This is a genomic window from Candidatus Venteria ishoeyi (genome assembly GCF_030378065.1).
Lineage (GTDB): Bacteria > Pseudomonadota > Gammaproteobacteria > Beggiatoales > Beggiatoaceae > Venteria > Venteria ishoeyi.
In genome coordinates, this window is sequence record NZ_JAUCGJ010000029.1 from 2,646 (window position 1) to 17,198 (window position 14,553).

Annotated in this window: 7 protein-coding genes; 5 read left to right on the forward strand and 2 right to left on the reverse strand. The window is 47.6% G+C overall.

Features of this window, described 5'->3' with window-relative positions; translation table 11 throughout:
• The 5 genes from QUF61_RS10930 to QUF61_RS10950 all read left to right on the forward strand — a co-directional run.
• Positions 1-3,236: Ig-like domain-containing protein (locus QUF61_RS10930; protein WP_289681690.1), on the forward strand; the 3,236-nt coding region annotated here is incomplete at its 5' end.
• A gap of 88 nt (positions 3,237-3,324) precedes the next feature.
• Positions 3,325-4,119 (forward strand): nucleotidyltransferase domain-containing protein, encoded by a 795-nt coding sequence (locus tag QUF61_RS10935; protein ID WP_289681692.1) that lies wholly within the window; start codon positions 3,325-3,327, stop codon positions 4,117-4,119.
• Between the two features lie 13 nt (positions 4,120-4,132).
• Positions 4,133-4,528 (forward strand): hypothetical protein, encoded by a 396-nt coding sequence (locus tag QUF61_RS10940; protein WP_289681693.1) that lies wholly within the window; start codon positions 4,133-4,135, stop codon positions 4,526-4,528.
• A gap of 82 nt (positions 4,529-4,610) precedes the next feature.
• Positions 4,611-6,839, forward strand: coding sequence for a response regulator (locus tag QUF61_RS10945; protein WP_289681694.1), 2,229 nt, complete (start codon positions 4,611-4,613; stop codon positions 6,837-6,839).
• Positions 6,836-9,265, forward strand: coding sequence for a response regulator (locus tag QUF61_RS10950; protein WP_289681696.1), 2,430 nt, complete (start codon positions 6,836-6,838; stop codon positions 9,263-9,265). The genes QUF61_RS10945 and QUF61_RS10950 overlap by 4 nt, the downstream gene beginning before the upstream one ends.
• 24 nt (positions 9,266-9,289) lie before the next feature.
• Here the strand turns inward: QUF61_RS10950 and QUF61_RS10955 are convergent, their stop codons facing one another.
• Positions 9,290-11,584 (reverse strand): two-partner secretion domain-containing protein, encoded by a 2,295-nt coding sequence (locus QUF61_RS10955; protein WP_289681697.1) that lies wholly within the window; start codon positions 11,582-11,584, stop codon positions 9,290-9,292.
• Between the two features lie 8 nt (positions 11,585-11,592).
• On the reverse strand, positions 11,593-14,505 hold the full coding sequence (locus QUF61_RS10960; RefSeq protein WP_289681699.1) for a hypothetical protein: 2,913 nt from the start codon (positions 14,503-14,505) through the stop codon (positions 11,593-11,595).
• Positions 14,506-14,553: the final 48 nt, after the last annotated feature.

Consider the following 14,553-nt stretch of genomic DNA (forward strand, 5'->3'; position numbering starts at 1 on the left):
TTGTAACCGGTGAAGATGGCAGCGCGACTGTGGTGATAACTGATGTCGGACAGGATGGCGGCAGCGCAGTGGTGGTGGCACGCTTTGGTGATGCCAGCGCGCAGGCACAAGTGACTTTTACCCTGGAGCCAGATAACAGCACGATTCAGGGTGCACAGCTTGCGTTGGTGCCGGAAGTGGCTTCCGGTAATGCTACTATCAGCTTAACCGCACTGCTCAAAGACAGTAATAACGCGCCGCTGGTTGATAGTCTGGTATTTTTCAGCTTTGCCGATCAAAATCAGGAAAGCTTAACCCCAGGCAGCGTTGTAACCGGTGAAGATGGCAGCGCGACTGTGGTGATAACTGATGTCGGACAGGATGGCGGCAGCGCAGTGGTGGTGGCACGCTTTGGTGATGCCAGCGCGCAGGCACAAGTGACTTTTACCCTGGAAGAGATACCCGTTACACCGGTTGCCAGTATAGAAATTATTTCTGAACACAGTGTGCTGCAAGCCAGCAGCCGTAGCCAGATCACCGTACACTTAAAAGATGAGCAAGGTGGTTTATTGGCAAACACGGCTTTTCAGGCGCAGGTTTCCGGGCAAGCCTGGCTGGATAATGTGCCGGCAAGCACTGACGGCAATGGCTACGCAGTATTTGAAGTAGAACATGGCGGGGCTGAAAATGTATTGCTGGCAGTCAGCAGCGGCGAGCAGATTCAAACCCGTGCCTTATATTTTGGCGCATCCCTGTCACTGGTTGCCGCCAGTCAGAGCGCAACAGGCTCAGTGGCTTTTACTGCGCTGCTGCGTGATGCCAATAACGCGCCCTTATCCGGTGAAAATATTCATTTTGGTTTTATCGGTCAAAGCAATGATCTGCTTGATCCGGGGTTTGCCACGACGGACAATACCGGCGTAGTAACCGTGACGGTTACGGATTTGGGCAATGATGGTGGCAATATAACTTTATATGCCCGCAGTGGGCAGTTACAAACCCAGAGCAGTGTTCAGTTTTTTGTCGCGCTGGGAGAGGGTAACACCTTGACTGCCAGTGCTTCAGCGAAATTACTGCGCAGCGACCAGAGCAGCACCCTGACCGCCACCGTTGCCAATCAGGCAGGATTTGCCATCAGTAATATGCCGATTCAGTTTTTTGCCGATGGCAATCTGCTGGGGGAAATCAGCACCGATCAAAATGGTCAGGCACAAATGCAGGTCAGCCCTGTTGCCCAGGGTAATACGATTATTACACTACAAGCGGGCAGCAGCAGCGTACAAATTCCTTTGTATTTTGGTGCGCAACTGAGTTTATCACCGAATAACAGCACGGGCATTGCCGATACCACAACTTCGGTCAACCTGCTGGCAGCTTTGCAGGATGCGCAAGGCGTAGGCATTGCCGGGCAAAAAGTGAACTTTAGCCTGGGTAATCAACAAAGCGCCCTGCTGGATAAGTTCCAGGGCATCAGTGATGAGCAGGGACGAGTACAGCTTGGCGTAACGGGAAGTCAAAGTGAGCAGGCTACCATCACCGCCAGTGCAGGCGGCTTAAACCCGGCAACAGCCACGATTAATTTTCAAACCTCCAGTGTACCCACCGTGCTGCATTTAAGCAGTATGCCCAGCGCCACCCAGCCATTATCTCTAAATGGCAGCGCGCAGATCATCGCGCAGGTGAATGATAGCCAGGGACAACCGCTGTCCGGGGTGCGTGTACAATTCAGTACCAGTGGCATTGGCGTGATTAATGAATCTGTCACCACCGACACGCAGGGGCGTGCCATTGCGACTTTCAGCGCACAAACCCAATCCGGCATTTCTACCATTACGGCCAATGTCGGCGAGGACAATGCCTTAACTGAAAGCATTACCCTGACCATACAATCTGATGCAGCAGGTCTGCTGGAACTGCTCAGCATACAACCGGAAACTATCGGCATTGTCGGCAGTGGTTCTGCGCAAAGTGCGGTAATTGAATTTCAGGTTAAAGACAATCTGGGTAATCTGGCGCAAGATGGTGTTGCAGTGGACTTTGAACTCAGCAGCGCCAGCCTCGCCGGTGATGAAAGTTTGTCTACCGGCGGCGGCATTCCCCCCGCCGCTTGTGGCAGTGTTGGCGGTACGGGCAAAAGGGTTTGTGGCGTTACCAGCAATGGCAAGGTATCAGTCAGTCTGAAAAGTGGGCGTGTTGCCGGGGTTGCAGCGATTGTTGCCAGAGTACGTAATACCGACATCAGCACCCTGGCGCGGGTCAGCATTGTCGGTGGTATACCGGATGCGCAGCGTTTCGGCATTGCCGCGCAATACCTGAATATTGCCGGTGGAAGCACCTTTGGCCTGGAAGATTTAATAACGGTTTATGTCGGGGATCGCTTTGGTAATGTGGTGGCTGATGGGACGCGGGTAAACTTTATCAGTGAAGGCGGCACCATAGGCAGCAGCGCTGGTAGTAACGCTTTTACCAGCACCACCATCATGGGTCGCGCCACGGCAGTGTTACAGTCTGCCACACCCACCACACCGCAGCTTGATGGTATCAATAACACGGGCAATGCCGCGTTCAATCGCATTGTTGCTTATACCACAGGTGCAGAATACTTTTTTGATGCAAATGGTAATGGTGCGTATGATCTGGGCGAAGTCTTCACGGATATCACCGAGCCTTATATTGATGGCAATGATAACGGTGTATTTGATAATGGCGAGCTGTATATTGATCGCGACCAAAATGGCTTTTTTACCCAGGGAGATGGTGTTTACCAGGATAATACCTTGATTTGGACGAGTATGAATATCGTATTTTCTGATGCTTTTGATATCCCTAATCCGCCTGATGATTATAAGGCTATTATAGTTAAAGATGAGGGGCGCATCGTTAATCAGGAAGTCCCCATCCTTGTAAATAAAACAAAGTCTTTTGAAGTGAGTGTACAAACCCCTTATGGGAACTCTCCGGTGAAAGGTACCAAAATCACCGTCACCGCCGAGATAAGTCGTATTGGCCTTGGAGATAGTGATACCGTTGTCCTTGATGATGTGCTAGGTGGCACGACCAATCTGGAAGTTGCTGATAGACAAGGCGTTACCCCTTTTAACTTTAGTTTAACCAACCCTGGTGTTTTGAAAGAAACACCAGTAATAGTAACCATCAGCGTAGAAGGTCCAATTGATGGAAGTATTGCTCCTGGTAGTAACGGCAGTGAAGTTGCAATAGTTAATGCAAAATTAAAACCCCCACAACCCCCACCCTGATCTCCCAGGTTTTGAAAACCTGGAAGGTCTTTGAATAAACTAACCGTCTTAAAATGCTGTTGATAAATCGCCATCAAGGAAAGTAACAATGATTGCAGAACCTGTCAGAACCGAGATTTTAAGACGTATCAAAGCGGCTGAGGCGGAACATGGCGTGCGGGTGTTGTATGCCATTGAATCCGGCAGTCGCGCCTGGGGCTTTGAATCACCGAACAGTGATTACGATGTCCGCTTTATTTATGCTCACCCTAAAGACTGGTATGTCGCCGTTGATCTGGAACAAAAACGCGATGTGATTGAATACCCCATTGTTGATGAAATCGATATTAATGGTTGGGATGTACGCAAAGCCCTGAAGTTGTTCTGGCAATCCAATCCAACTTTTGTCGAGTGGTTGCAATCGCCAATTGTGTATGTGGATGATCAGCATTTTGCACCAACAGCCCGTGCCTTGCTGACAGATGTTTATTCGGTTGAAAAAGGTATTTATCACTACCGCAGCATGGCTAAAACCAATTATCGGGGCTATTTGAGAACACCGATAGTACCGCTGAAAAAATACTTTTATGTATTACGTCCCTTGCTGTCTATATTATGGCTGGAGCAATACCAGCAGCCCGCACCGATTGTTTTTGAACAATTGCGAACGCTGATTACGGATAATACGGTGGTCAATGATGCCATCTCCGATTTGCTGGAGAGAAAAAAACGCAGTCAGGAAAAAGAGCAGGTACCTGCCGTTTTGGTGTTGAATCAATTTATTGAGGCTGAATTACAACGTCTGGAATGCTATCAGGCCAAACCCAAAGCACAGCAGATGCAGTTGAAATCCTTAAACAGCTTATTCCATGCCGTATTAGCGTCAAATCAGGTGCCTGTTTAGAAAGCGGACAGATATGAAAAAAATGAAATTCTGGTTCTTCCTGTTTGCACTGTTTTTCCCTTCGCTGGTCATGGCTGTTTGCGAGGAACAGAGTGCGGAAGCCCGTCGCTGGCAGGAAGCCGCAGAGAACTACCGGCAGCTATCCCAGGATTTACTCTACCGCTGGGATCGGCAACTGGATGAATACGAGAAACAGTTGCGGGAGTTCGAGAAGTTTCGAAGGCAACGCAAGAAACGCCTGGAACGGGAAGATCGGCAACTTGATCAAGAAGAACGAAAACTGGATCAGGATAAACGGGCGCAACAAGAAGTGGAAAAAACCGGGAAAGCATTGGAGGAAGTGCTGGATGATATGGAAAAACAATTTCAAAATTACCGTCGGGCGCTGGAAAGATTGCCCCGGCCTTGAGAAAATTTTTATCTTTATCTTATGCGCATGGCGTGATTAATACAGGTATTCCATTTTTAGACATTTCCTCAGGTATCAGTATATGATTTTTCCAAATCTGCCACAGCGTTTCTGGCTGCCCTATCTGGTTGCCATCATACTGGTTGTTATTGCCGCAGCCCTGCGTATCTGGCCGTTGGGCGGCCTGGAATTGCGCATTCCCTGGGTGACATTTTATCCCGCAGTGATGGCTGCTTCGCTCTATGGAGGGTTTGGTGCCGGGGTATTAGCCACTGGACTAACGGTTGTGGTGGTTTTAGTGTGGTCACCTACTGACACCCCCTTTATTGATGATCCCGGTGATTGGCTGGGCATTGCGGTATTTTCCATTAATGGCCTGCTTATCTCCACCATGAGCGGTATGATGTATAGTGCTAAAGCGCGGGCAATGGCAGCTAAAGAATTGGCAGAAGCGGCCAACCGCGCAAAAAGCGTGTTTCTGGCAAATATGAGTCATGAACTGCGTACCCCGCTAAATGCAATTCTTGGTTTTTCCCGCTTGATGCGTAACACACCGGATACCACCGCAGAACAGCAAGAGAATCTGGATATCATCGCCAGTAGCGGTGAACATTTGCTTAATCTTATTAACAATGTGCTGGATATTTCAAAAATTGAAGCCGGTCACATGATAAAGGAAGATGCCACCCTGGATTTGCACCAGTTCCTGCATGAAGTTCAGGCCATGATGGCGGTGCAAGTGGTGAGCAAAGACTTGTATTTCAAACTGGAACAAGGTCCAAATCTACCCCGTCATATCATAATTGATGGTGGAAAATTACGTCAGGTGCTGATTAATCTGATTGGCAATGCAATCAAGTTTACCAATGAAGGTGAAGTTGTGTTACGGGTTATTGTCGTTGAACAAATGCAGTCACAACAGGCACGGCTGCGCTTTGAAGTGAAAGATTCCGGTATTGGCATTCACAGCGAGGATTGTGAGTCTATTTTTACACCATTCACCCAAACCGGTAAACAATCCTTGACGGAAGCCGGTACTGGTTTGGGGTTGACCATCAGCCGTCAGTATGTGGAGCTTATGGGAGGGCGACTGCAAGTAAGTAGTGAATTTGGACAAGGCTCGGTGTTTTATTTTGAAATGCTGGTCACATTACCTGAACTCACTGCTAAAGCAAGCCAGGAACTACAAGCAGGCCAGGTTATTGGCCTGGTGGCGGGACAGCCCAGCTATCGTATTTTGATTGCTGAAGACAAGCTGGAAAACCGCCTGTTATTGCGCAAATTGCTGGAACCACTGGGGCTGGAAATTCGAGAGGCCAATAATGGGCGTGAGGCGCTCGCCTGTTTTGAGCAATGGCAGCCGCATTTAATCTGGATGGATATCCGTATGCCGATAATGGATGGATTGAAGGCAACCCGCCTGATCAAACAACAGGATGCGTCTGGCAAAACCAAAATCATTGCCTTGACCGCCCATGCCCTGGAAGGAGAACGACGCAAGATTCTGACAGCAGGTTGTGATGATTTCATCCGCAAACCTTATCGGGATACGGATATTTTTAATACTTTGAGCAAATATCTGGGTTTGCGTTATCGTTATAGTGAAGCCGAAGCGATACAGTTAGGCAAGGCACAGGTTATGGAGTTGGCAGAAGGGCAGCCACGCTATCGTCTACTGGTCGCTGATGATAAAGCTGAAAATCGCTTGCTGTTGCATAAACTGCTGGTTCCACTGGGATTTGAAGTGTGTGAAGTGGGTGATGGTCAGGCGGCTTTGACATTGTTTCAGCAATGGCAGCCGCATTTAATCTGGATGGATATTCGTATGCCGGTGATGGATGGACTGGAAGCAACCCGTTTGATTAAGCAACAAAGCAGTACAATCAAGATCATTGCATTGACTGCGCATGCCCTGGAAGATGAGCGGCATGAAATTCTGGCCTCAGGCTGTGATGACTTTATCCGCAAACCCTATCGAGACACAGAAATTTTTGCAGCACTGGCAAAACACCTGGGGGTACGCTATCGTTATACAAAAGCACCCCGACAGATTGAACAACAAATACCGAAATCTATGCTTGCAAGCATAATGCTGGATAATCAGCAATTGGCTCAATTAGCGCCAGATTTATTCGATAAATTATACAGGGCCACAGAATTACTGGATGAAGAAGAATGCCTTGAGGTTGCCGGTATAATTAGCGATAAGCAGCATAAATTGGGTGAACAGTTACGCACCATGATTGAAAACATGCAATTCAAAGAATTACTTGCCATACTGGATGACTTAAAGAGAAAACAAAGCACATGAATGAGGCAGGCACAGCACCCGCATTGCCGGAAGATATTCTGATTGTTGATGATATTTCACCTAATCTCAAGCTATTACGGGATATCCTTAAAGAAGCAGGCTACCGGGTACGCTCGGCTGATAATGGTGAGTTGGCATTGCGTAGCATACAGGCCAGAGCACCGGTTTTAATCCTGCTCGATGTTCGTATGCCAGGTATGAATGGTCTGGAAGTCTGCAACCATCTGCAAGCTGATCCTGCCACCCGTGAGATTCCGGTTATATTTATCAGCGCCTTGAATAGTCCTGAAGATAAAACACATGGTTTTGCGGCAGGCGGGGTGGATTATATTAGCAAACCCTTTGACAAGTCAGAAGTCCTGGCCAGGGTGCATATCCATATCATGCTGCGCCAAACACAATTGATGCAGAAACAGCAAGCTGAACACCTGCGGGAAGAAATTCGCCAGCGTTTGCAGGCGGAAGCCGCACTTCAGGTTGCGCATGATGAGTTAGAGTCACGTGTTACGGCCCGTACCCGTGAACTCAAGGAAACCAATATCGCTTTGCAGGCTTCGGAACAGCGTTATACTGATCTTTATAATAATTCCCCGGATATGTATGCATCTGTTGAAGCGGCAACTGCAAATATCCTGCAATGTAATCAGACGCTGGCGGATAAGCTGGATATCACTAAAGCGGAAATCATTGATCGCCCTATTTTTGACATCTATCATCCCGATTGTATGCCTGCTGCACAAAGTGCATTTCACTCATTTGTGGAAACGGGTGAAGTGCATGGCGCAGAACTGCAACTAAAATGCAAAGATGGCAGCAAGCTGGAAGTGGAGTTAAACGTTTCAGCAGTGCACGATCAAGCGGGTAAAGTGCTTTATAGCCGTTCCTGCTGGATCGATATCAGCAAACGTAAGCAGGCAGAGCAGGAACTGACACAATACCGCCATCACCTGGAAGAGCTGGTGGCAGAGCGCACAGCAGCATTGGAAAATGCCAAAGAAGCCGCTGAAGCCGCCAACCACGCAAAAACCTTGTTTCTTGCCAATATGTCCCACGAATTACGTACGCCACTCAATGCCATTCTGGGTTTTTCCCAATTATTACAAGCCGATAAAACGCTATCTGACAAGGCGCGCAGTAATCTGGAAATTATCAACCGCTCCGGCAACCATCTGCTGGTTCTGATCAACGATGTACTTGATATGTCCAAGATTGAAGCGGGACAAGTAATGGTGGATAAGGAAAATATCGAGCTTGGTGGATTGATCCGTGATTTAAGCGATATGATGAAAGTACGCGCCAAAGCAAAAGGTTTGCAACTCTTGCTGGCGCAGGACGTGGGGTTCCCCTGTTATGTGCAGGCCGATGAGAGCAAGCTACGTCAGATATTTATCAATCTACTTGGCAATGCTATTAAGTTTACCCGGCAAGGTGTAATTCATTTCCGGCTTGCTTGCCATAGCATGGCACAAAACGGACATGTTGAAATACAATGCGAAGTACAGGACTCTGGTATTGGAATTGCCGCAGAACATTTAGACCGGATATTTTTGCCTTTTGAACAACTGCCCCTGGATCCTGCGCTGGATACAGGGCAAAAAGGCACGGGGCTGGGGCTGGCACTGACCAAGCAATATATCGAAATGATGGGTGGTCAGATTACGCTGGAGAGCCAACCGGGCAAAGGCAGTTGTTTTCGGTTCCAATTACCTCTGGCTAAAGGTAAAGCAAGTACGCTTGCAACCCACGTAGAGCCTGAACCGGGTCGGGTTGTCAGCCTTACTCCGGGACAAGGTGAATATCGTATTCTGATTGCTGAAGATCACCCTGACAGTGCCTTATTGCTGCAACAACGCCTGGAAGGGGTTGGATTTAGTACAAAAATTGCGGTTAATGGGCGTGAAGCCGTGGATTTATTCCGCGACTGGCAGCCACATTTTATCTGGATGGATATGCGTATGCCCTTGTTAGATGGTTATGCCGCCACAGCCCGCATTCGTAAGTTACCAGGAGGCGATAGCGTTAAAATTGCCGCCTTAACCGCCAGCACTTTTAAGCAACAGGAAGCTGAAATCTTTGCTGCAGGTTGTGATGAGGTGCTGCATAAACCTTATCTGGAACGGGAAATTTTCACACTGATGCAACGACAATTGGATTTGCATTATCAATCGATAGCAGTCCCTGATGAAACAAGCAAAGTGGTATTTTCTGACTTAAATGTGGAAAGTCTGTCGCACCTGCCAAAATCAATATGTAATGACTTACACGAGGCCGTTCTAGATTTGGATGATGAACATATTATCCAGTTGGTCGCGCAAATACGCCAACTGGAACCGGCAACCGCAGATGCCGTGCAGACCTTGAGTGATGGATATCGCTATGAGGAATTGCTGATGTTGTGTGAACACAGTCTGAAGGAACGCAAATAAAATAACCTGAATGTTGAATTCAGATTAATCATGAAATCCACTGGGCAACCAGTCATCGACAGCATTAGGTACGCCTGGTGCAGAGGTCAAAATAAAACGGCTTTGATCTGCTTCTTGTTCCGCGCAGGGAGTTTGTTCCAAGTCCTTTTGAGTCAGCAGTTCTGTCGCGGGAGGAATCAGTTCGCCGGTAAATTGGGATTGCGGTGATTCGATCACCACCTCGCCATCAACACCGCGTTGTGAAGTTGCATCAATGGCACTGCTGTGACTAAGCAGCAGACGTTGTGACTGCACCTGAATATTACCACCGTTACCATCAAAAGCCTGGGCTAATAATTGCCCATTATTTAAAACCACAAAACGCGGACGATTGATTTGAATATCGCCGCCACTACCCGCACCGCGTTGCACGCTGCTGGTGACTTTACTGTTAAAGGCATATAAACGCTGTTGGGTATTGATCAAAATCTGCCCACCACCGGCATTTTTAGCCTCAGTATTAATTTGTGCATTGTGGGTTAAATCCAGGGCATTATTAACATTCAGCAGAATATTACCGGAATTACCTGCATAGGTTTCAGTGCTTTGGCTGGCAGAGGCAATGCCGCCACCATTTGTTAAGTGAATATTTTCAGCATCGATCTGAATCTGTCCAGCATTACCACTGCCTGCGGTAATACTGGAAACCACAGCTTGATTGCTGGTAGTTAAGGTTTCTGTTTGCAGATAAATATTACCGCCATTGCCAGCATCAGCCGCAGTTGACTCTGAACTGGAATACAATCCGGCATTATCTTTCATTTGTATATTTTGGGCGAGCAGTTGAATATCACCACCAGTACCGGAACCAAAACTACTGCTGGAGAGGCGTGCCTGTGAGCCTAATTCAATATTATTGGCCTGGATATTTAAGTTACCGGCTTGACCCTTGCCATAGGTATCGGAAAAAATACTGGTTCTTCCGGTTTCATGCTGTCCGCTTAAACTCAGTAAGCCATTAGCATGTAAAAGAATAGAACCACTATCACCCTCCAGTGTGCCGGTAATAATTGTGCCTCCACTACGCATATGCGCATCATTAGCCACCTGGATATTGATATTACCGCCTTGACCACTGCCATAACTGGTACTACTGATGGTTCCCGCATCACTGATTTCGAGACTGCCGACATTTACTTCAATTGTACCTGCATCACCGGCTGGGCCTTCCTGATTTTCACTATTGGAAAACAGACCGCTGAAGGGATAATCAGTCTCAGCATAAGACAGGCTTTTATTAATAGTGAGTTTGTCTGTCACATTAACTGTTAGTTTTCCACCTTGTCCGCTACCGGCAGTGCTGGTATTCAGGTTTGCGGCATTGCTGATAGTCATGCTTTTTGCGTTAACCTGTAACGTACCTGCATCACCTGTCCCAAAAGTTTTAGTATTGATTTCAGTATTATCCAGGCTTAAATTTTTGGCCTGGATTTGCACCTGTCCCGTTGTCTGACTACGGGTTTTGGCTTTGAGTGCGCTGTTTTGGAGTTGCACATCCCCCCCATGAATAAACAAGCTGCCACCCACAGTTTGGCTGACTTCCAACTCACTGGCATTTAGCTGTATATCAGCACCATTTGTTATATCTGCTATCGCATTGGTTGCCAATTCCCCCGGCTCTTGAGTGGCAAGTAACTGGATAGTACCACTGGCTGTTTTTAATTGGCTGCCATCCAGGTTAATGGGGCCGCCCGCGACCAGGAAATGCTGACCATTCGTCAGGCTTAGTTGACTGTCAGTAAAGCTGACAGGCGCGCTGTTTTGATTAATAAAGCCAAATGCAGCAGGTGATGCATTGCTTAAGTTGGAGGGTATTGAATTCGGTTGCGCAGAAAAGCGCAAATCATCAGTTAAACGCAAATAATCTGCGCTGCTGACATAAAAAGAACTGCCGAGATTCAAGCTGGCTTGTTCACCAAATTGCACCCCGGCAGGATTAAATAAATAAAAACCGGCACCGGCAATATCGCTGCTTAACATCCCGTTAATAAAAGATGTCTTGCCGCCAGTGACGCGGCTGATAATGTTAGAAACAGAATCAGGCCCGGAGAAAGTTGCGCTTTCTCCGGTCTGAAGATTCAATTGGCTGAAACTGTGAAACAAGTTCCCGCCTGCCTGCTGGCCCAAATCCGCAGTTACCTGGTAATTTGGGCCAGCAAGCGCACCTGTCTGGCCTAATGTGCCATCTAATACCACCTCAGCATAAACGGCTGAGCATAACAAACTGGTAAGCGTGGCGCACAGGCCAGCGCTGAAATTAGCGCACAGGTGCATTTTCATTGAATCTCCTATTGTGGAACAACAACCTTCAATATCAAAGGAATCACCAGCTTACGGGATTGATAAGGCGCATGCAATATAAAGCGATCTTGTGCATCCATCATAAAGTTACCCGCTGCATCGGTTGCCAGTTGCGTGGCCTGCTCGGTTCCGCGCGCAATATTGGGTGCTTCAGTCACAAAGTCCGGCACGATATCATACAGATCCGGGCCTAACTGAACCCGGAAACTGCCGTCAACCCGCTGGTAAATATCTGTTGTCGGAATACCCAGAAGATTTGCCAACATCTCCATAAATAAATCGGCATCAGGTACGGTTGGATAAACAGTTTGTGTCAGACCCGCACATTCTTCAACACCGGTATCCTGACCATAGACCAATTCTGCAAATGGGTTTTCACCTGTGCGACGTGCCGGGTAGGTATACAAACCTGCTGCCTGTTGACTGCGACGGAAGTTACTACTGCCACCACTGGGTTTGAATGACTGTGGATTATTACTAAACTGGCGACGGTTGCTTGTGCCGGAAGTTGTAGCTGGCATAAATACCGCAATACCATTTTGATCCATGCTCAATTGACTGCCTGGATTATTGGTATCACCTACGCCTAAGGCTTTCGCCATACAGGTCATGTTAGGTGGACCAAAGCTGACGCCAAATTGTTTGCCGTGATCGGTTGTGACTAAAAACTCTCCCGTCATCGGATCTTCACTAATACCCTCTGGCGTGCCTTCCGGTGCTTCCCGAATGGCATCTGGAGTCAGCATCAGGTCAAAACCGATACCGGCAAAATCTCCTTCACCATCCAGAGAGATAAAGCCTTCTGCGTCCTGTTTAAAACCAAAGCCAGGGAAGAAATCAGCCATCACTCGATCCATTTGATCCAATGCAGGCTCACCAGCACCACCTAAACCAAAGCCTTTTGCCAGGTTATGCGGTTCAAGGCGGAAATCAATATCGCTGCCAAAGACATCTGCACCAAACTCTAAAATAGGCATGGGCAGGCGTTGACCATCAAACTCATTACCCGTAAAGAGCAATTCTCCAGTGTTCGGATCAATGCTGACACCTGGTGGCAAGAAGCCTTCTACCAGCGCCAGATCATCAGCGGAAACGCCGTCAGCGGCAATGGTATCCAGGTTAGCCAGAATTTCCAGCATTTCAAATGGATTCTCTTGTGCCAATTGTGTCAGTGCTGCATCAGGCAAGGCATCAAAACGCTCAGGTGTCCAATCATTAAACACGCGGGGCGGTAAGCCATGCAAATGGTCAGCACCTAAACCGGCTAAGGCAGCATCAGGCAGTTGCATGAATTGCTCGCTATCCATTCCCATCAGGCAATCACCACCCAGGTTACCAACCTTCGCTGCATCCATTTGACCAAACATCAAAGGCGGCAGGTTTTCACAATCTTCATGATCCATGCCCTGGAAGGCATCATCTGGTAAGCCGAAGAAGACATCTTGCTGGATATCCATCCATAGTTCAGGTGGTAGCGCGGCAATATCATGCCGATCCAGACCCTGCAAGGCATCAGGATTAAGACGGTTAAATTGCGTTGGAGTTAAGCCTCTTAAAGCTTTCGGTGGTAATGCACCAATCTGTTCCTGTGAAAAATCATCAAAAACGTCTGGTGGGAAGTTAAAGAATTCTTGACCATCCATATCCATTAAAACATCCAGCGGCAGTGCTTGTACCTGCCCACTGTTCAGATGACCATAAGCATCTGGGCGGAATCCATCAAACTGCTCGGGTGTCATGCCGGCAAAAAAGTCAGGTGATAATCGATTAATATCATCTTCACCAAAGAAGTTAAATAAGGCGGGATCATTAATCAATTCCGGTCTATCAAAATCCGTGGGGTTAAAGAGACCATCGCCTTCACAATAGGTTTTGCCTAAAATCTGATCTTCGATACAAAGTCTGCCTTGATCATCGCAGGATACATTGTTATTAGGATCATTATCATCAATACAGACAAAACCTTGATTATGATTAGCATCACAGGTCATGCCATTATCCGGATCATGAATACAAGCGGGTGGGATTTCATGACAGAAAATACCTTCTAAAGGATTTTCCTCGCAAATAGGATGTCCCTTTGCATCGCAATAAATACCCTCATCAGGATTTTCTTCGCATTGTACGTCACCACAGGAAATGCCCAATTCCTCATCCGGGAAACAAAGCTGCTTGCCTCGTTCATCACAAAACAGGTTTTTACTGGGATCTTCAACGCAGACACCGGGAACATCTTCACAACCCGGGAGTCCTGGCCTAATGAGATCAACACGGCAAATCTTATGACCAAACTCATCACAGAATAAACCTCTTTCCGGCGCATCCATACAGAACTTAGGTTGTTCCCCTGTACATTCTGGCATATCCTTATTAATCAATAATGAGCAATCAATAGGGGGTGGTGTGTTTGTTGTACAACCAGGATCGACATTAGGATCGCAAGCTGCTGGATCAACGGAATCCTGGCAGGCAGGATCGACATTAGGATCACAAGCTTGCGGATCAACGGGATCCTGGCAGGCAGGATTGACATTAGGATCACAAGCTTGCGGATCAACGGGATCCTGGCAGGCAGGATTGACATTAGGATCACAAGCTGGCGGTTCAACGGGATCCTGGCAGGCAGGATTGACATTAGGATCACAAGCTGGTGGTTCAACGGGATCCTGGCAGATAGGATCGATATCAGGATCACAAGCTGGTGGTTCAACGGGATCCTGGCAGGCAGGATTGACATTAGGATCGCAAGGTGGAGGATTGGTTAAACAGATTGGATCATCAGGATTAAAATTAGGATCAGCCGGATCACAAACATCCGCGCTGGCAGTATTCATCCATCCCGCCAAGGTCATACAACTGCCAAATAGCAGCAATTGCCTCATCGTTATTGGTATTTTCATTACAAACTCCTTATAGACTGTTATAAAAACCTGGCAATAAATAGCCTT